Source organism: Bradyrhizobium sp. Pha-3, assembly GCF_042258615.1.
In the GTDB taxonomy this organism is placed as follows: Bacteria; Pseudomonadota; Alphaproteobacteria; order Rhizobiales; family Xanthobacteraceae; genus Bradyrhizobium.
Genome location: NZ_CP170152.1, coordinates 2,791,143 through 2,814,116, shown reverse-complemented (window position 1 = coordinate 2,814,116; position 22,974 = coordinate 2,791,143). Strand labels below are relative to the sequence as shown.

The following is a 22,974-nucleotide window of genomic DNA, read 5'->3' as shown; positions in this document are numbered from 1 at the left end:
TTTTCGGAAGACCGCTTCACACTGTTCCGGATCAAGCTCTAACGCGACCGCTGCGAAACCAATAACGACGTTCGGCGCACAAATTGTGTGCGCCATCTGTGCTTCGCCCTACTGCTCGCCGTCGCGCAGGCGCCGGTACACCGCGCCCAGCACGTTCGAATAGTCGTCGGTCCAGACCCGCTGCTTCTCGTTGGCGTCAGTCTCAGTCCAGACGTCAGACGATGCGAGCTTGCCGACATCGGCGTCCTCGCGGGCGGAAACCACGACCGAGGTCGAGAAGATGTACTCGTTGTCGCGCCCGGAATCCTCGCTGTAGACCCAGCTCTTCATGTCGTTGGCATCGGCGATGCCGACCACGACGCTGGCAAGTTCGAGGTGCCGGTTGGAGACGTGCATCACGACCGCGCCCTGCGGCGCCAGCTTCTCCTTGTAGATCGCCATCGCCTCCTCGGTCGCGAGATGGATCGGGATCGCGTCCGACGAATAGGCGTCGACGATGATGAGATCGTAGACGCCGTCCGGCTCCTTGGCGAAGGTCAGCCGCGCGTCGCCGATCACAGGCTTGAGGTTCGGCTCGCAGCTCTGGATGTAGGTGAAGTATTTCGGGTCGCGTGCGGTATCGACCATCGACTGGTCGATCTCGAAGAAGCGCCAATCCTCGCCGGGAGCCGATGCACAAGTCAGCGTCCCCGAGCCGAGACCGATGACGGCCACTTTCAGCGGCGCGCCTTTGCGCTCGCGCATTGCGCTGATGGCCTGCCCGATGCCGCCGTCCTTGTGATAGTAGCTGATCGGTTCGGGCTTTCCGGTGACCGGCGTGCCGTCGTCGTTCTTGAACTTCTCGGCGCCGTGGATCGTGGTGCCGTGCATCAGCACGTGATACTGCCCGTTCGCCGTCACCACGATCTTGTGCACGCCGAAGAAGCTGCGCACGGTCTCGACGCGGCCATCGTCGGACGGATAGGCGCGCAGCACCACCAGTGCGACCACGACGGTGGCGAAGATCTTCCAGCGGTTGGCATTCAGTGCGAGCGCGAGCAGCGCCGAGAGCACGCCGACTGCGCCGATCACCCACACCCGGTGGTCGTCGAACCAGCTGAAGATGTCGCCGGCCGAATAGCTCGGTGCGATCAGCGCCACCGCCAGCACCGCAAGGAACGGCCAGTACCAGGCGCTCCAGCGCGGCAGCCGCTCCGCGCCGCCGGGCGGACGGCACAGCGCCGCGAGCGCCAGCAGGATCGGGTATTCGGCGATCCATGAGAAGGTGAACGGCGCGATCAGCCCGGCGAACAGGCCGCCGACCATGCCGCCGAACGACAGCGCGACATAAAAGCCGGTGAGGTATTTCGCCGCCGGACGGGTGCGCGCGAGCTCGCCATGGCAGGCCATCGCGATGATGAAGAAGCAGAGCTGATGGCCGCCGAGCGTGAGCAGCAGGTTCTGCTCGCCGCCAACCGCGAGCAGGATCACGACGCCGGCAATCGCCAGCGGCTGCGCCAGCAGCATCCATTTGTGCGGCAGCAGCGGCCGCGACTGGAACACCAGCACCCAGGTCAACAGATACAGCGACAGCGGCAGCACCCAGAGCAAGGGGGCGGCCGCGACGTCGGTCGAGATATGCGCCGTCACTGCGATCAGCAGGCCGGACGGCACGGCAGCCAGGAAGATCCAGCGTGCGCGCCGCGACCAGGACGGCGCCGGCGCATTGGCATCATCGGCTTGCAGATCGAGCGCGGCGGCACGGGCGGGCGATCGCAGCAGCAGCACGCCGCAAGCCGCGATCAGAGCGATCAGCAGGCCATAGCCGCCGGTCCAGATCAGGTTCTGGGTGCGCAATGTGAACATCGGCTCGAGCAGCACCGGATAGGACAGCAGCGCCAGGAAGCTGCCGATGTTCGAGGATGCATAGAGAAAATACGGATCGGGGCCGTTGGGGTGGCCGGTGCGCACGAACCAGGCCTGCAGCAGCGGGTTGTTGGCCGCGAGCGCGAAGAACGGCAGGCCGATCGAGACCGCGAACAGGCCGAGCAGCCAGACCGCATAGCCCGAGGTCGGCGGCTCGCCCCAGCCGCTCCTGATCGACAGCGGCAATGTCAGCAGCGCCACGACGAGCAGCACGAGATGCACCACGATCGGCACCACGCGGCTGTTCAGCTTCATCAGCAGATGTGCGTAGGCGTAACCGCCGAGCAGCAGCGACTGGAAAAACACCATCGCCACCGACCACACCGCCGGCGAGCCGCCGAGCCGCGGCAGCACCATCTTGGTGAACAGCGGCTGCACCGAGAACAGCAGCAGGGCGCTGACGAAAATCGCCGCGGTATAGACAACCAGCACCAGCCGGTTTCGCGAGGCGGACGGCTCAGATGTCATGAAAGCTCCGGCATGGGCCCGGCGGGCGCCGGAGGCGGACGGTCCGGCGGCAGCGCACCGGAGCAATTGAATTGAGCATATGGCAGTATCACGGACAAGAAACCGCGGTCACGTGGACTTGACGACGCGGCGTTGCGGCGCCAAGCACGCTGGATCTTTCGGCTGAGCTCGATCCCCGCGCAAAAGCTTCGCGTTTGTCGCGGATAATCCGGCTTCTTCTCTTCCGGATCATGCTCTAATCACTCCTTGTTGAAGCGGACATGAACGAAACAGACGTCGTCATCATCGGTGCGGGGCATAACGGCCTCACCTGCGCGGCCTATCTTGCGATGGCAGGGCTGCGGGTGAAGGTCGTGGAACGCCGCAAGGTGGTCGGCGGCGCCGCCGTCACCGAGGAGTTCTGTCCGGGCTTCCGCAATTCGGTCGCCGCCTACACGGTGAGCCTGCTCAACCCGCAGATTATTTCTGACCTGAAACTTGCCGACCACGGCCTCAAGATCGTCGAGCGACGCGCGCAGAACTTCCTCCCCGCACCCGACGGCAGTTACCTGCTGACCGGCGAAGGCCGCACCCAGCAGTCGGTCGCGAAACTCAGCCAGCGGGATGCGGCAACCATCAGCGTGTTCTCGGGGGAACTCGAAGCCATCGCCGACGTGCTGCGCCAATTGGTGCTGCGCGCACCGCCGAACCTCGTCGAAGGCTTTGGCCTCGGCGCAATGAGTGAAGCCTTCAACGCGCTTGGCACCGCCAACATCCTGCGGCGGCTGTCGCTCGAGCAGCAGCGCAATCTGCTCGACCTGTTCACCCGCTCGGCCGGCGAGATGCTCGACGAGCGTTTCGAGAACGACCTCGTCAAGGCGCTGTTCGGCTTCGACGCCATCGTCGGCAATTACGCCAGTCCCTACGCGGCCGGCTCGGCCTATGTGATGCTGCACCATGCGTTCGGCGAGGTGAACGGCAAGAAGGGTGTCTGGGGCCACGCGATCGGCGGCATGGGCGCGATCACCCAGGCGATGGCACGCGCCGCGCGCAGCCATGGTGTCGAGATCGAGACCGATGCTGGTGTCCGCGAGGTGATCGTCGAGAAGGATCGCGCCATTGGCGTCATCCTCGACAATGGCGAGACGGTGCGCGCCAAGTATGTCGTCTCGAACGTCAACCCGAAGCTGCTCTACACGCGCCTGGTGCCGGAGGGCGCGCTGGCGAGCGAATTCCGCACGCGCATCTCGCGATGGCAGAACGGCTCCGGCACGTTCAGGATGAACGTGGCGCTTGATACCCTGCCCTCGTTCACCGCGCTGCCCGGCCCGGGCGATCACCTCACCGCCGGCATCATCATCGCGCCTGGTCTCGGCTACATGGATCGCGCCTGGCGCGATGCGCGGGAGTTCGGCTGGAGCCGCGCGCCCGTCGTCGAGGTGCTGATCCCCTCGACGCTCGACGACAGTTTGAGCCCGCCGGGCCAGCACGTCGCGAGCCTGTTCTGCCAGCACGTCGCGCCGCAATTGCCCGACGGCAAATCATGGGACGACCATCGCGAAGAGGTCGCCGACCTGATGATCGCAACCGTCGACAACTACGCCCCCGGCTTCGCAGGCAGTGTGGTCGGCCGCCAGATCCTGTCGCCGCTCGACCTCGAGCGGCAGTTCGGCCTCATCGGCGGCGACATCTTTCACGGCGCGTTGACGCTGAACCAGTTGTTCTCGGCGCGTCCGATGCTCGGCCATGCCGATTACCGCGGACCGCTGCGCGGTCTCTACCATTGCGGTTCCGGCGCCCATCCCGGCGGCGGGGTCACCGGCGCCCCCGGCCACAACGCCGCGCGGGCCGTCCTCGCCGACCATCGCGCACTGTTCGCATAAAGCGGACGCCGCATCGGGCGCCGCGGTCATGGCCCGGGCCAGGCTGTGCACAGGTCTGTTGAGAAGCTGTGGGTCGATTGCGGTCAGACCTGGTGTCCCTTGGCGGGACAATCGGTGCGTATCCCGGTGGACTGCTTGTGGAATAGAGGCCGACAACCCCGGGACGAGGAGCTTGACGTCTTGTAGACAGGCTGCGTGAGGCTCTGTGGACAACCTGTCAAAAAGAAAACACCGGGCCTCATTGCCCGGTGCTTGCTCGAGAACGCCGTCTGCGAAATTACTTGAGCGAGCTGGCGACCGTGTTGAACGTCCCGCTCAAGTTCGTGCCGACGCCATTCACCGCAGCGATGATGGCGATGGCGATACCGGTCGCAATCAGTCCGTATTCGATGGCGGTCGCGCCGGATTCATTCTTCAAAAATCTAACGAAAAGAGTCTTCATTGCAGCGTTGCCCTCGGTTGTGATGCCCTGGAACAGGGGAGTTCCCGGTTCCGAAACCGGTACTACTACGGTGAAATCTAAAGTTGCCTGAATCGGGAACCTATCAATTCTCGCGATATTCGATTGAATCCGGCTTGAAATTTTAACAAAAACCGCGCTACCGGCCTCCGATGACCCCGCCCACACACCGCGCCAGCATCACCCTTCCAGACGAATCGACCGCAAAACGCGTGGTCGACACGCTTTCCGAGCTGTTTTTCGAGGATCAGGCGGCATTTGCGGCCTTCGAGCGGCCGGATGGCCGCTGGGACGTCACCGTTCATTTTGCCGAGCCGCCGGACCAAACCTTGCTGTGCGAGATGGTCGGACAGGCTGTGCGGCCCGATGTCGCATCAACTTTGGTCTTGGATACCGTGGAGGCGAAGGACTGGGTCAAGGCCAGCCTGGAAGATTTGGTCCCGGTCGCAGCCGGCCGGTTTATCGTCCACGGCCAGCATGACCGGTACAGGATACCGCCGAACAAGCTCGGGATCGAGATCGAGGCGGCGCTCGCCTTTGGCACCGGCCATCACGGCACCACGCGAGGCTGCCTGCTGCTGCTCGACCACGTGCTGAAGGCGTATCAGCCCCGGCGGGTGCTCGATCTCGGCACCGGGACCGGCGTGCTGGGGATCGCCGCCGCCAAGGCACAGCATCGCAAGGTGCTGGCGAGCGACATCGACCCGCCGTCAGTCCGGGTCGCCGACGAGAATGCCCAGCTGAACGGGGCCGGACATCTGGTCGATGTGATCCGTGCCACCGGCTTTGCATCGCCGCGGTTTGCCGAGGACGGGCCGTTCGATCTGGTGCTCGCCAACATCCTTGCCAATCCGCTGCGCCAGCTGGCGGGGCCGATGGCCCGGCACCTCGCATCGTCGGCGCAGGTCATCCTTTCGGGCTTGCTGACGCATCAGGCGCCGGCGGTCATCGCCGCCTATCGCGCCCGCGGCCTGGTGCCGCTGCGGCATCTGAAGATCGAGGGCTGGAGCAGCCTGCTGCTGCGCTCGGTCAGGTGAAATGACCGCCACCGGCAGACAGTGCGGCGACTGCACGCTCTGCTGCAAGGTGATGGCGATCGAGGAGCTGGCGAAGCCGGCCAACGCATGGTGTGCGCATTGCAGGCCGGGGCGCGGCTGCCGGATCTATCCAAGCCGGCCGGCGGAGTGCCGCGCGTTCAGCTGCGTCTGGCTGGTCAACGAATTGCTGGAGGAGCACTGGAAGCCCTCTAGATCGAAGCTCGTCCTGACCACATCGGACGACGGCCTCGAGGTCCGATGCGATCCGGGCTTCCCGGATGCCTGGCGCAGGCAGCCGTTTCGCAACGAGCTCAGGGAATGGGCGATATCCGGCGAGCCGCTCGACATGACCGTCGTCGTCATCGTCGGTCAGCGCATCACGCTGCTGACGGCGGAGCGCGAATTCGATCTGGGTGTCGTCGGCCCCGATGAGCGGATCGTGCGCGAACTCGAGGGCACCAAGGTCGTGAATGTAACGGTGGCGAAGGTGTCCGACCTCGCACCGTAAACGCGATCCGCGGATTGGCTATTCAGGTGCTGCGGAATCGCGGCCGGCCGTCTCGGCCTTGTCCTGACCGGCTGCGCGCCTGGCGCGCGCCGCGACCAAACGGTCGAGCATCTGCACGATGACGCCACGTTGCTTCTGCTCGATCGGCGCGATCGGCCCGCGACGGACCGGCGGCGAGATCTTCTCAAACGTGAATGCAGGCATCGTGCATCTCCTCACCGTTGAGTTGAGACACTCCTGGACACCCCCCGTACGCTGACCGTCGATGGTGGACATCGTCCGGTCACTTCCACTATGCCATGATTCAAGCATAAGTTATGCCAAAAATGTGGTCATGCCTCAGCGCGTCGGCGCGAAGTTCATGCTGCATCCGAAGAGAGTGCAAAGGCGATGTTCGAAGCCCATTTCCAAACGTTCGAAGAGCCCGAAGGCGGCGTGGCGCTAACTGCGCGCTTGAGCGCGCTGCGCGAGGAACTGGCACGGCGCAAGCTGACCGGGTTCGTGGTTCCGCGCGCCGATCAGCAGCAGAATGAGTATGTTGCGGCGTCCGAGGAGCGGCTGGCCTGGCTGACCGGCTTCACCGGATCGGCCGGACTGGCGATCGTGCTGAGCAAGGAAGCTGCCCTGTTCGTCGACGGGCGCTACACGCTGCAGGCCGGCAAGCAGGTCGACGCTAAGGCATGGCAGGTCGAGCCGCTGGTCGATCCGCCACCGGAGCACTGGCTGACCCGGCATCTGGCAGCCGGCGACCGCCTAGGATTTGACCCCTGGCTGCACACTTCTGCGGCAGCCGAACGGCTGGCGGCGGCTTGCGCCAAGGCCGGCGCCGAGCTGGTCGCCGTCGACGGCAACCCGATCGATACGATCTGGCACGAACGGCCGGCCCCGCCGCTCGGCCCGGTCGCGATCCACGGCGCCCAGTTCTCCGGCGAGATCGAGGCCGAGAAGCTGAAGCGCATCCGGCTCGAGATCAACAAGCTCGGGGTCGATGCGCTGGTGCTCTCCGACAGCCATGCGGTGGCCTGGACCTTCAACATCCGCGGCGCCGACGTCTCGCACACGCCGCTGCCGCTGTCCTACGCGCTGGTGCCGAAGGAAGGCCGGCCGCTGGTGTTCATCGATCACCGCAAGCTGTCCAACGCGACCCGCGACCATCTCGAGCAATCCGCCGATGTCGAGGAGCCGGCGGCGCTGACGCCGAAACTGACCGAGCTCGCCAAGCGCGGCGCCTCGATCGCGCTGGACAGCGCGACCGCGGCCGACGCATTGAGCCGCCTGATCTCCGGCGCCGGCGGCAAGCCGGTGCGCGGCAACGATCCGGTCAGCCTGCTGAAGGCGGTCAAGAACCGCACCGAGATCGACGGCACGCGCACGGCGCATCAGCGCGACGCGGTGGCGCTGACCCGCTTCCTCGCCTGGATCGACCGCGAGGCGCCCGCAGGCCACCTCACCGAGATCGACACCGTCGAGGCGCTGGAGACCTTCCGCCGCCAGACCGGCGCGCTCAAGGATGTCTCGTTCCCGACCATCGCCGGCACCGGACCGAATGGCGCCATCGTGCATTATCGCGTGACGCGCAAGAGCAACCGCCGCATCGAGCCCGGCGACCTCCTGCTGATCGATTCCGGCGCGCAATATGAGGACGGCACCACCGACGTCACCCGCACCATCGCCATCGGCAAGCCGACCGACGAGATGCGGGACCGCTTCACCCGCGTGCTGCGCGGCCATATCGCGATCGCCCGCGCGATCTTCCCCGACGGCACCACCGGCGCGCAGCTCGACAGCTTCGCGCGGCAACATCTCTGGCAGGCCGGGATCGATTTCGAGCACGGCACCGGCCACGGCGTCGGCAGCTATCTCAGCGTCCATGAGGGGCCGGCGCGGATCTCCAAGCTCGGCACCACGCCGCTGAAGCGCGGCATGATCCTGTCCAACGAGCCCGGCTACTACAAGACCGACGCCTACGGCATCAGGATCGAGAACCTCGAGCTGGTGATCGGCACCGACATCGCCGGCGCCGAGAAGCCGGTCAACGCATTCGAGACGCTGACCCTGGCGCCGATCGATCGCCGCCTGATCGAGGTCAGCATGCTGAGCGCAGGCGAGTTGAGCTGGCTCAACGACTACCACGCCCGCGTCGCCCGCGTGGTGCGTCCGCATCTCGACGACAATGCCACCAAGCTGTGGCTCGACGAGGCGACGGCGGCGCTGAAGTAGCAGCGTCGAGTTTAGCGTTCCCCGCTCCTCACACTCGGTGTCATCCCCCCGAAAGCGGGGGATCCAGTACGCCGCGGCCCATCGGTTCAAACACGCCTGCCTCTGGAATACTGGGTCCCCCGCTTTCGCGGAGGACGACAGCCGCGCTTGTTGCGCGAGACGAAACATCATCGCTTCGCCGCCCGAAATGCATGGGCGTATGTCGAAACACCCGTATTCCGCGCGAACGGGCACGCTACAGTCGTTCCACAATGCTGGATCGGACCTGAATGCACGGCGTGATGGGCAAGCCGCCCGGCGCGGCCCAAGGCAACACCAAAGACAACAACATCGCGACATCGAAGGTCATGCTGCTGATGCTCGTCGTGATGACGGGCGTCGCGCCGATCTCGCTCTACATGCTGGTTCCGGCGCTGCCGGTGCTGGCGACCACGTTCGGCCGCGACATCGGGGTCGCGCAGATGACCGTGTCGCTCTATATGGTCGGCATCGCGCTCTCGCAGCTGATCATGGGACCGCTGTCCGACAAGTTCGGCCGCCGCCCTGTGCTGCTCGCAGGCCTCGGCCTGATGGTGGTGGCCGGCATCGGCTCGGTGTTCGCGGAGACCCTGCCGCAACTGATCGCCGCGCGCTTCTTCCAGGCGCTTGGCGGCGCCAGCGGCATGGTGATCAGCCGCGCCATCATCCGCGATCTCTATCCGCGCGAGCGGGTCGGCGCCATGATCAGCCTTGTCGTCGCCGCGCTGATGATCGCGCAGATGGTGAGCCCGCTGACCGGCGGTCTTTTGGAGACCACATTCGGCTGGCGCGCGATCCTCTATCTCATCACCGGGGCGTCGCTGACCGTCACGATCTTCATTGCGCTCGCGCTGCCTGAAACCCGCCGCGACCGCACCGACAGCTCCAGCTTCCGCGGCGACCTCGGCAGGCTGATGCGAAGCCGCGCCTTCGTCGGCTATCTGCTGTGCCAGGTGCTGGCCTCGCAGATCATCTTCGCCTTCGCCGGCGGCGGTCCCTACATCGTGGTGACCCAGATGGGCCGCAGCAGCGCCGAATATGGCGCGTGGTTCGCGATGACGGGATTCGGCTACTTCGTCGGCAATCTGCTCTGCGTGCGCTTTGCGCCGCGGCACTCGCTGGAGAAGCTGATCTGGTTCGGGCTCGCGCTGCAGGTCGGCGGCAGTCTTTTGAACCTGATCTGGAGTTTCGCCGGGCTGAACCAGGCGCCGCTCTGGCTGTTCGGCACCCAGATGATCGTGATGGTCGCCAATGCCTTCGTGATGGCCAATTCGGCCGCCGGCGCCATCAGCATCCGCCCCGAGGCCGCCGGCACCGCCTCCGGCGCCATGGGCTTCCTGCAGCAGGGCATCGGTTCGCTGATCTCGCAGTTCGGCGCCTATCTCGGCGGCCACTCGACCACGACGTTGCCGCTGACCTCGGCGCTCTTCGCGATCTCGCTCGCCTGCGCCTGCACCATGATCTTCGTCGTGCCGCGGCGGAACGTGGTGGTGAGCGAAGAGCTGATCGCGCAGGCCGAGGAGGACGAGCAGGGGATGATGTGAGGGGTGCATCACCCTCACCTCGTCATCCCCCGCGCATGCGGGGGATCCAGTACGCCGCGGCCTATCGGCCCAACAATGACTGTCTCTGGAATACTGGGTCCCCCGCTTTCGCGGAGGACGACAGTGGAGAACGCGGCGCTACTGCGCGCGCCTCACTCCTCGATCAGCTTCAGCCACTCGTCTTCGGTCAGCACCGCAACGCCGAGCTCGCGCGCCTTGGTCAGCTTCGAGCCGGCGTCTTCGCCGGCGACGACGTAATCCGTCTTTTTTGACACCGAGCCCGCGACCTTGGCGCCGAGACGTTCGGCCATCGCCTTGGCTTCGTCACGGGTGAATTTCGTCAGCGACCCCGTGAACACCACGGTCTTGTCCGAGACCGGCGAGCTCTTGCGCGGCTGCTCGGCGGGCTTCACTTCGATCTGGTGCAACAGCTCACCGAGCGCCTTGACGTTGCGCGGCTCGGCAAAGAATTCGACCACCGCATCGGCGACGATCTCGCCGATGCCATCGATATCGTTGAGGTCCTGGTAGGCTTCGGTGGTGTTCTCCTCGTCCGTGCTGCCCTTGGCGGCGGCCAGCATCGCCTCACGGAAACTCTCGATCGTGTGATAGTGCCGCGCCAGCAGCTTGGCATTGCCTTCGCCGACATGGCGAATGCCGAGCGCAAAGATCAGCCGGTGCAGTTCGATGTTGCGGCGGGCGTCAATCGCGTCGAACAGGTTGCGCACCGAGGTTTCGCCGTAACCTTCGCGCTCCATCAATTTGCTGGTCGAACGCTTGTCGCGCTCGCGAAGGGTGAAGATGTCGACCGGCGACATCACCAGTCCATCCTCGTAGAATTCCTGGATCTGCTTCTCGCCGAGACCATCGATATCGAAGGCAAGGCGCGACACGAAATGCTTCAACCGCTCGACCGCCTGCGCCGGACAGATCAGCGCGCCGGTGCAGCGGCGCACCGCCTCGCCCTCCTCGCGAATCGCGTGACTGCCGCACACCGGACAGGTGTCCGGAAACTTGTACGGCTTGGCACTCTTGGGCCGCTTGTCCAGAACGACGCTGACGACCTGGGGGATGACGTCGCCGGCGCGCTGCACGACGACGGTGTCGTCGACGCGGAGATCGACGCCATCCCGGATCGGATTGCCGTCGTTGCCGATGCCCTTGATGTAGTCCTCGTTGTGCAGGGTCGCGTTCGAGACCACGACGCCGCCGACCGTCACCGGATCGAGCCGCGCGACCGGCGTCATCGCTCCGGTGCGCCCCACCTGGATGTCGATGCCCCTGAGAATGGTCGTTGCCTGTTCGGCCGCGAACTTGTGTGCGATGGCCCAGCGCGGGCTGCGCGACACGAAGCCGAGCCGCTCCTGCCAGTCGAGGCGGTCGACCTTGTAGACCACGCCGTCAATGTCGTAGCCGAGCGAAGCCCGCTGCTCGCCGATCTTGTTGTAGAATTTCAGGACGTCGTCGATACTCTTGCAGAGTGTGATCAGCGGATTGACCACAAAGCCTGCCTTGTCCATCCACTCCAGCATGCCGTGCTGGGTGTCGGCGGGCGGCTCGCTCATCTCGCCCCATGTATAGGCGAAGAATTTCAGCGGTCGTGACGCGGTGATCGACACGTCCTTCTGACGCAGCGAACCCGCCGCCGAATTGCGCGGATTGGCAAAGACCGTGTCGTCGGCCGCGGCCTGCTTCTTGTTCAGCTCAAGGAAGTCCTTCTTGAGCATATAGACTTCGCCGCGCATTTCGCAGGCTGCCGGAACGTTGCGTCCCTTCAGGGTGTGCGGAATGTCCTTGATGGTACGGACGTTGGCGGTGACATCCTCGCCGGTGAAGCCGTCGCCACGGGTTGCGGCGCGGATCAGTTCGCCATTTTCGTAGCGCAGCGAGAGGGACAGGCCATCGATCTTCGGTTCGGCGACCAGCGCCGGAATGTGGTCGGCATCCAGCTTGAGAAAGCGCCTGATCCGTTCGACGAATTCGGTAACGTCCTCGTCACTGAATGCGTTGCCGAGCGACAGCATCGGAACGACATGCTGCACCTTGGCAAAGCCGCGGGCCGGCGCAGCGCCGACCGTCTGCGTCGGCGAGTCCCTGGTGACGAGATCGGGAAACCTGGCCTCGATTGCCTCCAGGCGCTGCCGCAGGGCGTCGTAGGCCGCGTCCGATACGGTCGGCGCGTCCTTCTGGTAGTAGCGCTCGTTGTGCGCCTCGATCTCGAGTGAAAGCCGCATGTGCTCGACCTTGGCCTGGGCCTTGGTGAGCTTGTCGACGTCGACCAGCGCTTTCTTCGCCTTGGTGGCCATGGGCGCAACTAGCTCGCCGCCCTGAGCAGCCGTTCCGCCGCTGCCCTCGCCTCCGCGGTGATCTCGGCGCCGGCCAGCATGCGTGCGATCTCCTCGCGGCGGTGGTCGGCGGCGAGTGCGTTGACGCGGGTGGCGACGCGTTTGCCCTTGTCGAGCGCGTCCTTGGAGATCAGAAGATGCTGGCTGGCGCGGGCCGCGACCTGCGGCGCATGCGTCACCGCCATCACCTGCACCTTGCCGGCGAGGCGCGCCAGCCGCGAGCCGATCGCGTCCGCCACCGCGCCGCCGACACCGGTGTCGATTTCGTCGAACACCAGGGTCGGCGCCGAGCCGCGATCGGCCAGCACGACCTTCAGCGCCAGCAGGAAGCGCGACAGCTCGCCGCCGGAGGCGACCTTCATCATCGGCCCCGGCTTGGTCCCCGGATTGGTCTGGACCCAGAACTCGACGCGGTCGATGCCCTGCGGCCCCGGCGCGGCGGCATTGGCCTCGACCTGGGTCATGAATTTCGCACGCTCGAGCTTGAGCGGCGCGAGCTCGGCATTGACGGCCTTGTTGAGCTTCTCGGCCGCCTTGGCGCGCGCCGCCGACAGCTTTGCCGCCGCGGCAGCATAGCGCTTGTCGGCCTCAGCGGCGGCCGCTTCCAGCTTCTTCAGCTGGTCGGCGCCGGCATCGATCAGCGCGACGTCATCAGCGTATTGCGCAGCCAGCGCCGCCAGCAGATCGACCGGCGTCGAATATTTGCGCGAGGCGGCGCGCAGCGCGAACAACCGCTCCTCGATGCGCTCGAGCTCGGCCGGATCGAAATCGGTCGCCGCCAGTGCCGCGTGGAGATGCTGGTCGGCCTCTTCCAGCGCGTTGATCGCGATATCGATCGCCTTCACCGCCGGCTCGATCAATCCCGGCGCATTGGCGGCGCGCCGCTCCAGCCGCCGTACAGCCGCGGACAGGGCCGACACCGGCGAATGCGAGCCGCCGATCGCCTCCTGCGCCTCGCGCAGATCGGTCGCGATCTTCTCGCCCTGCATCATGGTGGTGCGGCGGTTGGCGAGCTCGGTCTCCTCGCCCTCCTTCGGCGCCAGCGTCTTCAGCTCCTGGGAGGCATGGCGCAGATAGTCGGCCTCGCGGGCGGCGCGCTCCATGCCGGCGCGATGCTCCTCGAGGCCGGCGTTGGCGGTCCGCCTGATATCCCACAGCGCCTCCAGCGCCGCGACGTCCTTCTCGTGGCCGGCGAAGGCGTCGAGCAGCTGGCGGTGGGTGGAGGCGTCGACCAAAGCGCGCTCGTCGTGCTGGCCGTGGATCTCGACCAGAACAGAGCCGACCGCTTTCAGGGTCTGCACGCTGATCGCCTGATCGTTGATGAAGGCGCGGGTGCGGCCGTCGGCGAGTTGCACGCGGCGCAGGATCATCTCGCAACCTTGTTCAGAACTCGTGTCGTCGAGGCCGTTCTCGGCGAGGATCCCGGCCGCCGGATGCCCCTTCGGGACATCGAACGTGGCGGTGACCTGGCCCTGCTCGGCGCCATGGCGCACCAGCCCGGCATCGCCGCGGCCGCCGAGCGCCAGCGCAAAGGCATCAAGCAGGATGGATTTGCCGGCGCCGGTTTCGCCGGTCAGCACCGCCAGGCCACGGGAAAATTCGATATCGAGCCGTTCGATCAGGACGATGTCACGGATCGACAGACGGGCCAGCATGCGAGGACAATTCCTAGCCGAGACCTATCTTCTTGAAGGTCCTGCTGATCCAGGATCCCTGATTCTCGCTCGGCTCGAGACCGCCGGACTTTACTAGATTATATGCGTCCTTGTACCAGCGGCTGTCCGGAAAATTGTGGCCGAGCACCGCGGCCGCGGTCTGCGCCTCGCCGGCGATGCCGATCGCCATATAGGCCTCGGTCAGCCGGTAGAGCGCCTCTTCGACGTGGCGTGTGGTCTGGTACTGGGTGACCACGGTCTTGAAGCGGTTGATCGCGGCGGTGAAGTCGCGCTTCTCGATGTAATAGCGCCCGACCGCCATCTCCTTGCCGGCGAGCTGGTCGCGCGCGGCCTGGATCTTGTTCTTGGCCTGGGTGGCGTATTCGGAGGTCGGATATTTGCGCACCACCTCTTCGAGCGCCGCGATCGCCTTCTCGGTGCGGCTCTGGTCGCGCGAGATGTCCGGGATCTGGTCGAAATGCGATGCCGCGATCAGGTACTGGGCATAGGACGCGTCCGGGCTGCCGGGATGCAGCGTCACGTAGCGAGTGGCGGAGCCGATGCAGCTGTCGTAGTCGCCCGCCTGATAGTACGAATAGGCCGACATCAGGAGCGATTTGCGCGCCCAGTCCGAATAAGGATGCTGACGGTCGACTTCCTCGAATTTCTTCGAAGCGGCCTTCAGGTCCTTCTTCTCGTTCATCATGTACAAGCCCTCATTGTAGAGCTTGTCCGCGGGCTCATCGACGAACGTGTCGTCCTTGGCCATGAACTTGTCCCACAGCGCGCCGGTGCCGCAGCCGCTCAGCGGCAGTGCCAGCACGATCAAGCCCGCCGCGAAACGCAGCGTGCGCGCAGCCTTGGTCAGGCCGGAGACGTCAGAAGAGGAGCGTGGTTCGAGCGCCATACGCATTGCCGACATGGATTGTAAAACCTGACGCCTTTGATGCGGTTAACGGCGACCCCACTCCACCCATGAACCGCGATCATGGATGCAATATCTCTCGCGCCTTTGGCGCCGTATCAAGGCAACCGCGGGCCTGTTTAACCGAAAAATGACCGTCGACCAACCGAATAGGGAGCCAATCCGCCGGGAATAAGGCGACCCGGCGAAGCTCACAGCCTGCTGTGGTTATTACGGAAATCGGGCTGACCGGCTAGGCGATCAGGACCTAGGCGATCAGGACCTGGGCGATCAGGACACGTCCGGTCCGTAGGCCGGGGCGACGAGGCCGCCCACCGCGCTGGCACCGGCCTCGACATGGCCGCGGACCGGCCGCCGGGCGGTTTCCGATTCGACCACGCGCCAGGCGCTGCGGTCGGCGAGCAGCGCCTTCAGCACCGCGTTGTTGAGCTTGTGGCCGCCGCGGACCGAACGGTAGCTGCCGAGCAACGGCAGGCCGGCCAGCGCGAGATCGCCGATCACGTCGAGCACCTTGTGACGGGCGCATTCGTTGGCGTAGCGCAGCCCCTCGGCGTTGAGCAGGCGGGCCTCGTCGAACACCACCGTGTTGTCGAAGGAGGCGCCGAGCGCGAAGCCAGCGCCCCACAGCCGCGCCACATCATTCATGCAGCCGAAGGTACGGGCCCGCGCGACTTCGCGGCGGAAGCCTTCCGGCGACAGATCGAAGGAGTAGGTCTGGTGACCGATCACCTTGTTGGCGAAATTGATTTCGACTTCGGCGCGGAACCCGCCGGCGAACGGACGCAGCTCGCCCATCGCATCGCCGATCTTGACCTGCACCGGCTTCAGCACCTGGATGAAGCGGCGGACGGCGGGCTGGGTCACAATGCCGGCCTGATCGATGGCTGCGACGAACGCCGCAGCGCTGCCGTCCATGATCGGAACTTCCGCACCGTCGACTTCGATCGTGGCGTTGTCGACGCCCATGCCGCGCAGCGCGGCAAGGACATGCTCCGCGGTCGAGACCAGCGGACCTTCGCGGTCACCCAGCACCGTCGCGAACTCGGTTGCGATCACAGCGTCGGCGGTGGCGGTAACTTCGCGGTCGGCACCGTCGAGACCGGTGCGGACAAAAATAAAACCCGCATCGACGGGTGCAGGTCCCAGCGTGAGACTGACAGGAAGACCGGAATGAACGCCTACGCCAGTCACGGTGGCTTGCGACCGAAGCGTTGTCTGACGGCTGAACTTCATTCGATAATGCCCACTACCCGACTTCGCTCAACATCAAGTGGCCAAACTTCCCCAAGGCCGACTCGCATGAGCTCCCCAAGTCCCGGCAGACCATAGTCACAGCCCCAAACCGCGCCAACTCACGCTTCTTTACCGATTGTTACCCCATCTCCGCCGTATTCGCGCCCAAGGTTAACCAAATTGCGGCAGCGAAAACGGCCTTCGGCGAGTGGCCATCTGACCACCGAAATAATAATTAATCATTTAAAATCAGCTGCTTGTTTACCCGATGCAACCGCCTGCCCGCCAAAAGGAGAAGGCCCCGGCGGTTCCCCGCCGAGGCCTTCTTCGTCGCCAAGGTTGTAACAAACTTCAGTTTGCCTGCCGGCGCAGGAAGGCCGGGATATCAAGATGGTCGTCACCCTGTGGCGCCGGGGCAACAGGCGCTTGGCGGCCATGGGCGTCCAATCCCTGCGGTGCCGGGCGCTTCGCATATTCCGATACCGGCGATTCGTTCGCCGAAATCTGTTGGGCGACGCTGCGGGCCGGCTTGCGGTCGGGCAGCGGCGGCATCGTCGGCATCGCCGGACCGGAGGCACGGGCCGCGATCGGCGGCTCGGTCTCTTCGTCGCGGCGGCCGAGGCCGACATTGGCCAGCCGCTGCAGCAGCGACAGCCGGGTCTTCTGCGGGTGTTCCGCCTCGCCGTCACCGCTGGCCTGGCGGATCTCGGCCTGCGCCGGCATCGGCAGATCCTCGAACTTCGGCATCCGCGGGGCACGGACCGGCGACCGCTCCGCCGCCTTCGGGATGAAGGTCTCGGGCGGCATCGGCTCGTGCTGTTCGGCGCGGGCCGCCTCGTGGTCCGGGAACAGCGTCGGCTTCTGGGCGATCGGCCGCACGGTGACGTCACCGTAGGACCCCGGCTGCATCGGCGCTTGAGCCGGTGCGCTGTCCGGGGCGACCGCGGCAGCGATTGCCGCCAGCGCGGCGCGCTCGACGGCCGGCCGCTGCTGGGGTGCGGCGGGAGCAGCGATCGGAGCAACCGTCACGCCCGTCGGCGGTTCCAGCTTTTGGGCGCGCTCGGCCATCCGCTGATTGTCGGCACGCAGGCGAGCGGTCAGATCGGCCAGCCGGCTCTCGGGCGAGCCGCCCGGCTGCTGCGCCGGAGCCTGGGCACGGGAAGCGATCGCGGCCTGCTCGATACCGGTTGCGACCACCGAGACGCGAATGACGCCGTCGAGCGATTCGTCGAAGGTGGCGCCGACGATGATGTTGGCGTCGGCATCGACCTCTTCGCGGATGCGGGTTGCGGCTTCGTCGACCTCGAACAAAGTGAGGTCCTTGCCGCCTGTGATCGAGATCAACAGGCCGCGGGCGCCCTTCATCGAGCTATCGTCGATCAACGGGTTGGCGATCGCAGCTTCGGCAGCGGTCAGCGCGCGCTTCTCGCCGGTGGCCTCGCCGGTGCCCATCATCGCCTTGCCCATTTCCCGCATCACGGCGCGGACGTCGGCGAAGTCGAGGTTGATCAGGCCTTCCTTGACCATCAGGTCGGTGATGCAGGCGACGCCCGAGTACAGCACCTGGTCCGCCATCGCGAAGGCGTCGGCGAAGGTGGTCTTCTCGTTGGCGACCCGGAACAGGTTCTGGTTCGGGATGATCAGCAGCGTGTCGACCACCTTGTGGAGCTCGGAAATGCCGTGCTCGGCGGTGCGCATCCGGCGCTGACCCTCGAAGTGGAACGGCTTCGTCACCACGCCGACGGTGAGGATTCCCATCTCGCGGGCAGCCTTGGCGATCACGGGCGCAGCCCCGGTGCCGGTGCCGCCACCCATGCCGGCGGTGACGAACACCATGTTGGCGCCGGTCAGGTGATCACGCAGCTCGTCCATGACCTCCTGCGCGGCCGCAGCACCGACATCGGGCTGCGATCCGGCGCCGAGGCCCTGGGTGACCTGGGTGCCCATCTGGATGATGCGCTGCGCCTTCGACATGGTCAGCGCCTGCGCGTCGGTGTTGGCGACGACGAAGTCGACGCCCTGCAACCCGGCGGTGATCATGTTGTTGACGGCATTACCACCCGCGCCGCCGACGCCGAAGACGGTGATCCGCGGTTTCAGCTCGCTGATGTCAGGGGGTGTCAGATTGAGTGCCATGGTTGCCTCTCTCGATTATGCGCGCGTTGGTTCGTCCCGGCCGCTGGCCGCAGGAGCTGGTGAAAATGCAATGAGCCGGGGTGTGGTCATCAGAAGCCCTCGCGAAGCCATCGTCCGACCTTTCCGAAGTAACCGTCTGTCCCTGTCCTGAGCTGCCGCGTGCGCCGCGGTTCGACATGTTCAAGATGTGCGTATTGCGGATAGACCAACAGGCCCGTCGGCACCGAGAACGAGGCGCCCTTCGCCTCGTTCGGCAGCCGGCCGAAGCCGAGCGGGCGGCCGATGCGGACCTGACGGTTCAGGATGCGGGTGGCAAGCTCGACGGTGCCGGTGAGCTGCGACGCGCCGCCGCTCAATACGACGCGCGCCCTCGGCTCTGCCGCAAAGGGGGAATCCGCGAGCCGGTCACGGACCATTTCGAAAATCTCCTCGGCGCGATGCCGGACAATGTTCGCGATCGTGGCGCGGGACACGATTTGCGGAGTCTCCCGATCATCGCCTGCAGTGGGAACGGACATCAGCTCGCGCGAGTCCGAACCGCCGGTCAGCACCGTGCCGTATAAAGTCTTGATTCGCTCGGCATCCGCAATGCACGCGCCGATGCCGCGCGCAAGATCCATCGTGATGTGTTGCCCGCCGAGCGCAAATCCGGATGCGTGGACGAGGCGGCCACCGGAATAGGTCGCGATCGTCGTCGATCCCGCGCCCATCTCGACGACGGCAGCGCCGAGATCGGCTTCGTCATCGGTCAGCACCGACAGGCCCGCGACATAGGGGCTCGACGCCATGGCTTCGACGTTGAGATGGCAGCGCTCGACCACCAGCATCAGGTTCTTGGCAACCGTCGCATCCGACGTCACCACGTTCATGTCGACGCCGAACTGGCGCGCCACCATGCCTCTGGGATCGCGGATGCCCTTGACGCCGTCGAGCGCGTAGCCGACCGGCAGCGCGTGCAACACGGTGCGGCCGGCGCCGGCGGCGTGGCGCATGCCCGCCGAGGTGACGCGGCTGATATCGTCCGCGGTCACCGAGCCGCCGCGGATATCGGCCGCGGCTTCAACCAGCTGGCCATGCAGCCGGCCGCCGGAGACCGACAGCAGGACGGATTCGACACGGACCTTCGCCATGCGCTCGGCCAGCGCCACGGCATGGCGCACCGCCTTCTCGCATTCGGCGAGATCGACGACGGAGCCGGCCTTGACGCCGCGCGACTGGATCTGGCTGTAACCGATCAGTTCGACCGCATGGGTGCGGCCGCGCAGCGCCTCGTTCGGCGGCGACGGCTTGAGCCGCGCGATCATGCAGGCGATCTTGCTGGAGCCGACGTCGAGCGAAGCCACCATCGCGGTGCGCTTCTGCATCGGGCGGGTCTTCGGGGTCAAATTGCGATCGAGGCCGGTCATGCGGAGTCACCCGGCTTCTTCTTGGACTTCTTGTCCTTGAACAGCTCGTCGCGCGCCTTGCCGGCTTCCTCGGACAATTGCACGATCAGCCGATCGGGCAGGCGCATGTCGACGGCGACGATGTCGCGCGAGAACAGCTTCTCGTCCTTGTCGAGCCTGGAGAGCGCGGCCAGCGCGTTGCCGACATCGTTCTCCGGCAAGCGGACGTCGAGGCCGTCCTTGAGGCGCAGGTTCCAACGCCGCTCGCCGACGAAGATCGCAGCCTTGGTCACCGAGCGCACCTGCGGATAACGGTCGAGCAGCGCCAGGAAGTCCTGAGCCCGCGTATCGGCGCCCTTGCCCACCACCAGCGGCAGGTTGAGGAAGCGGCGCGAGACATAGGGCTCGAGCACCGCGCCGTCGGAGGCAATCACCGACAGGCGGCCGTTCTGCTGCCACAGCGCGAAGGCGGTGCGCTCGACGATGTCGATCTGCAGCCGGCCCGGATAGAGCTTGAGGATCGTGGCGTCGGCGATCCAGGGATTGGTCTTCAGCTTGGCGCGCACGGTATCGGCGTCGAGAAACAACAGCGAGGAGCGGCCATTGACGCCGCCGATCGCAAGCACCTCGTCCTGGCTCAGCTGCTTGCGGCCGTTGATGCCGACGGTGGTGATGCGGAAGCCCGCGGAATTGGCCAGCGCGTTGCGGGTGTCGCTGAGCGCGGTGGTGAACTCCTCGAGATGGCCGCCCCTGACGATGCCGAAGCCCAGGCTGCCGAACAGGATCGCGAGCGTCGCGACCAGGCCGATGCGGCGCGGCAGGTAGCGTTCGACCAGCAGGATGTAGCGGTTCGGCGGCTCGCGATCGATTATCTGCGGGCGCTTGGCGGGACGCCGGCGGCGACGGGCGAGATGGGCGCCGACATACTCGCGCAGCAGCACTGCCGCTCCAATAGCGGCTGCTCTCAGGTCAGCTTGAGGCCCCAGCGATCGCAGCGATCGGGTGAGGCGTCCTGCACCATCCATTGCACGAGCTCGTCACATGTTGCGCCCGCAAACCCTGCGGGGTCCCGGCACAAATCACGTCTCGGCTAGACCGGTGGGATTAGAGTGGCCCCCTGTTCCCTGGTTGCGATCCTCGAAGCGGTATTCCGCGACAGCTCACGCCCCGGCAGCCAAGCGCTACATGCGCCGCCAGCGTTAACCTTCGGGCTTCCTGGTAAACAAATGGTAAAGGAGTTCAGCCTGGAGTGTATTTTGATCAACGCTCTGAATACTTTGCCGCGAACCCGTTAGCATTTTAGCAACAGCGCCCGGGTTCCATCCGGCCGAGTCGGGCGGGTTCCCGCCCGGTTGCCCTCAACTCCTGGCGCGGCGGCGGCCGAGCTCAATCTGGTCGGCCAGGAAGTCGGCAAAGGCGATGCCCTGTGCTTTCAAGGCCTTAGGGTACAGCGATGCCGCGGTGAGGCCGGGCAGCGTGTTGGTCTCGAGGTAGACCGGGCCATTGGCCGACACGATGAAATCGCTGCGCGAGTATCCGGAGCAGGACAATGCGCGGTGCGCCCGCAACGCATGGTCCATGATCGCGGCGCTGACCTCGGGCGCGAAGCGGCCGGGGCAGATCTCCTGGGTCGACTTCAGGAGGTATTTGGCTGTGTAATCGAAGCCCCCCTCTGCTGGCACGATCTCGATCGGCGGCAGCGCGAACACCGTGCCGTCGGATTGCTCCAGCACGCCGCAGGTCGCCTCCACGCCCGACACGAACGGCTCGATCAAATAGTCTTCATGCTTCGCCGCATTGCGGACCGCGACGAGGTCCTGTTTCGCGTTGACGAAGATCAGCCCGTAGCTCGATCCGTCCTTTGCGGGTTTTGCGATCAGCCTGCCGTGCTTTGCGAAGGCATCGTCGATCTCGTCGACAGTGATGCCCTGCGGCGCGTTGAGGCCCGCGATCGCGGCGAAGCGCTTGGCCTGTGGCTTGTCGAACGCCAAATGCGACGACGCCGAGCCGGAGCCGGTGAACGCGACGCCGCGCATCTCGCACATCGCCTGCAATTCGCCGTTCTCGGCGCGGCCACCGTGCAGGCCGAGCACCAGCACGCGCTGCTCGGCGCCTGCTCTGTCGAGTGCCTGATCAAGCGCGATGCCGCGACCGTCGGGCTTGAAGTCAATCTCGAAGGGCCGCGTGTGGCCGAGCAGCCGTTCCGGCGTCACCGCATGCACGGTGTCGTCGACGTCCCAGAACCAGAGGTCAGCGTCGGGCAGTGCGCGGTGCAGCGCCTGCGCGCTCGCCACCGAGACCAGCCGCTCCTTGTTGGTGCCGCCGAACAGAATGGTCACCTGCATCAGCTCTTCCCGATCCGCTTGATTTCCCAGTGCAGCTCAATTCCGCTGGTCTGCCTGACCCGTTCGCGGACCGTCTCGCCGAGCATCTCGATGTCATGCCCGGTGGCGTTGCCGGTGTTGATCAGGAAATTGCAGTGCATCTCCGACACCTGCGCGCCGCCGACCTTGAGGCCGCGGCAACCGGCGGCGTCGATCAACTTCCAGGCGCTGTTGCCGGGCGGATTCTTGAAGGTCGAGCCGCCGGTCTTCTCGCGTATCGGCTGCGCGGTCTCGCGATGGGCCTGCACTTCATTCATGCGGGCGCGGATCGTCTCGGCATCGGTGATCCTGCCGCGAAAGCGCGCCGAGGTGAACACGATCGACGGATCGACGCCAGAGTTGCGATAGACGAACTTCATGTCGGCATTGCTGAACCTATGCTTCGTGCCGTCGCGGCCGATACCGGTGGCCTCCACCAGCACGTCCTTGGTCTCGCCGCCATTGGCGCCGGCGTTCATGCGCAGCGCGCCGCCGACCGTGCCGGGAATGCCGAAGAAGAATTCCATGCCGCCGATGTCAGCCGCTGCCGCCGTCTCGGCGACGCGCTTGTCGAGCGCCGCGGCGCCGGCGGTGACGACATCGCCGGCTGCGCTGGTCTCGCCAAAGGCACGCGGCGCCAGCCGGATCACGACACCCGGCATGCCGCCGTCGCGCACGATCAGATTGGAGCCGACGCCGACGACATAGACCGGCAACTCCTGCGGCAGGTGCTTCAGGAAATAGGCGAGATCATCCTCATCGGCCGGCGTGAACAGGACCTGCGCCGGACCGCCGACACGAAACCAGGTCAGCTCCGCCAGTGACTGGTTCGCCAGCAGCCGCCCGCGCAGCTCCGGCATCGCGGCTTTCAGGTCGAGCGTGATGTCGGGGAAGGTCATACGTGACCTCT

General features: G+C 65.7%; 17 protein-coding genes and 1 pseudogene. 5 read left to right on the top strand and 13 right to left on the bottom strand.

The window, feature by feature from the left end; all coding sequences use genetic code 11:
- Nucleotides 1–108: 108 nt before the first annotated feature.
- Nucleotides 109–2,373, bottom strand: coding sequence for a spermidine synthase (locus ACE10Z_RS13155; RefSeq protein WP_375788289.1), 2,265 nt, complete (start codon nucleotides 2,371–2,373; stop codon nucleotides 109–111).
- A gap of 260 nt (nucleotides 2,374–2,633) precedes the next feature.
- On the opposite strand from ACE10Z_RS13155, the gene ACE10Z_RS13150 reads away from it, so the two are divergent.
- Nucleotides 2,634–4,235 carry a phytoene desaturase family protein gene (locus ACE10Z_RS13150; protein WP_375788288.1) on the top strand — a complete coding sequence of 534 codons (1,602 nt, stop codon included), beginning with the start codon at nucleotides 2,634–2,636 and terminating at the stop codon, nucleotides 4,233–4,235.
- Between the two features lie 277 nt (nucleotides 4,236–4,512).
- On the opposite strand, the gene ACE10Z_RS13145 is transcribed toward ACE10Z_RS13150, so the two are convergent.
- Entirely contained in the window at nucleotides 4,513–4,677 is a 165-nt protein-coding gene (locus ACE10Z_RS13145) for a Flp family type IVb pilin (protein WP_342727636.1), read from the bottom strand.
- Nucleotides 4,678–4,847: 170 nt separating this feature from the next.
- Between ACE10Z_RS13145 and ACE10Z_RS13140 the strand changes: the two genes are divergently transcribed.
- Both ACE10Z_RS13140 and ACE10Z_RS13135 read left to right on the top strand, forming a co-directional pair.
- The gene (locus ACE10Z_RS13140; RefSeq protein WP_375788287.1) at nucleotides 4,848–5,732 is read left to right on the top strand and encodes a 50S ribosomal protein L11 methyltransferase; all 885 of its coding nucleotides are present in this window, start codon (nucleotides 4,848–4,850) and stop codon (nucleotides 5,730–5,732) included.
- A 1-nt stretch (nucleotide 5,733) separates the two neighbouring features.
- Nucleotides 5,734–6,240, top strand: coding sequence for a hypothetical protein (locus tag ACE10Z_RS13135; protein ID WP_375788286.1), 507 nt, complete (start codon nucleotides 5,734–5,736; stop codon nucleotides 6,238–6,240).
- An 18-nt stretch (nucleotides 6,241–6,258) separates the two neighbouring features.
- Here ACE10Z_RS13135 and ACE10Z_RS13130 read toward each other — a convergent pair whose 3' ends face one another.
- A complete protein-coding gene (locus ACE10Z_RS13130; protein ID WP_375788285.1) occupies nucleotides 6,259–6,444 on the bottom strand; it encodes a hypothetical protein in 186 nt (61 codons plus the stop codon).
- Between the two features lie 186 nt (nucleotides 6,445–6,630).
- On the opposite strand from ACE10Z_RS13130, the gene ACE10Z_RS13125 reads away from it, so the two are divergent.
- Both ACE10Z_RS13125 and ACE10Z_RS13120 read left to right on the top strand, forming a co-directional pair.
- Complete coding sequence (locus tag ACE10Z_RS13125; protein ID WP_375788284.1) at nucleotides 6,631–8,460, top strand: aminopeptidase P family protein; 1,830 nt, start codon at nucleotides 6,631–6,633, stop codon at nucleotides 8,458–8,460.
- A 269-nt stretch (nucleotides 8,461–8,729) separates the two neighbouring features.
- Nucleotides 8,730–10,022 (top strand): multidrug effflux MFS transporter, encoded by a 1,293-nt coding sequence (locus tag ACE10Z_RS13120; protein ID WP_375788283.1) that lies wholly within the window; start codon nucleotides 8,730–8,732, stop codon nucleotides 10,020–10,022.
- 152 nt (nucleotides 10,023–10,174) lie between these two features.
- On the opposite strand, the gene ligA is transcribed toward ACE10Z_RS13120, so the two are convergent.
- From ligA to murB, 10 genes and pseudogenes are all read right to left on the bottom strand, one after another.
- Nucleotides 10,175–12,328 carry an NAD-dependent DNA ligase LigA gene (gene ligA, locus ACE10Z_RS13115; RefSeq protein ID WP_375788282.1) on the bottom strand — a complete coding sequence of 718 codons (2,154 nt, stop codon included), beginning with the start codon at nucleotides 12,326–12,328 and terminating at the stop codon, nucleotides 10,175–10,177.
- Nucleotides 12,329–12,336: 8 nt separating this feature from the next.
- Nucleotides 12,337–14,022, bottom strand: a complete 1,686-nt coding sequence (recN, locus tag ACE10Z_RS13110; protein ID WP_375788281.1) for a DNA repair protein RecN — start codon at nucleotides 14,020–14,022, stop codon at nucleotides 12,337–12,339.
- A gap of 13 nt (nucleotides 14,023–14,035) precedes the next feature.
- Nucleotides 14,036–14,944, bottom strand: coding sequence for an outer membrane protein assembly factor BamD (locus ACE10Z_RS13105; RefSeq protein WP_021077229.1), 909 nt, complete (start codon nucleotides 14,942–14,944; stop codon nucleotides 14,036–14,038).
- A 273-nt stretch (nucleotides 14,945–15,217) separates the two neighbouring features.
- Complete coding sequence (lpxC, locus tag ACE10Z_RS13100) at nucleotides 15,218–16,180, bottom strand: UDP-3-O-acyl-N-acetylglucosamine deacetylase (RefSeq protein ID WP_375788280.1); 963 nt, start codon at nucleotides 16,178–16,180, stop codon at nucleotides 15,218–15,220.
- 351 nt (nucleotides 16,181–16,531) lie between these two features.
- Nucleotides 16,532–18,316, bottom strand: a complete 1,785-nt coding sequence (gene ftsZ, locus ACE10Z_RS13095) for a cell division protein FtsZ (RefSeq protein ID WP_375788279.1) — start codon at nucleotides 18,314–18,316, stop codon at nucleotides 16,532–16,534.
- Between the two features lie 89 nt (nucleotides 18,317–18,405).
- Nucleotides 18,406–19,722, bottom strand: coding sequence for a cell division protein FtsA (ftsA, locus tag ACE10Z_RS13090; RefSeq protein ID WP_244069774.1), 1,317 nt, complete (start codon nucleotides 19,720–19,722; stop codon nucleotides 18,406–18,408).
- The gene (locus ACE10Z_RS13085; RefSeq protein ID WP_375788278.1) at nucleotides 19,719–20,726 is read right to left on the bottom strand and encodes a cell division protein FtsQ/DivIB; all 1,008 of its coding nucleotides are present in this window, start codon (nucleotides 20,724–20,726) and stop codon (nucleotides 19,719–19,721) included. The genes ftsA and ACE10Z_RS13085 overlap by 4 nt, the downstream gene beginning before the upstream one ends.
- Nucleotides 20,666–20,934 (bottom strand): annotated as a pseudogene (locus ACE10Z_RS13080) (hypothetical protein); the annotation flags it as partial. The gene ACE10Z_RS13085 and the pseudogene ACE10Z_RS13080, both read right to left, overlap by 61 nt.
- 125 nt (nucleotides 20,935–21,059) lie before the next feature.
- Nucleotides 21,060–22,046 carry a D-alanine--D-alanine ligase gene (locus ACE10Z_RS13075; protein WP_375788277.1) on the bottom strand — a complete coding sequence of 329 codons (987 nt, stop codon included), beginning with the start codon at nucleotides 22,044–22,046 and terminating at the stop codon, nucleotides 21,060–21,062.
- Complete coding sequence (murB, locus tag ACE10Z_RS13070; RefSeq protein WP_375788276.1) at nucleotides 22,046–22,963, bottom strand: UDP-N-acetylmuramate dehydrogenase; 918 nt, start codon at nucleotides 22,961–22,963, stop codon at nucleotides 22,046–22,048. The genes ACE10Z_RS13075 and murB overlap by 1 nt, the downstream gene beginning before the upstream one ends.
- Between the last annotated feature and the right edge of the window lie 11 nt (nucleotides 22,964–22,974).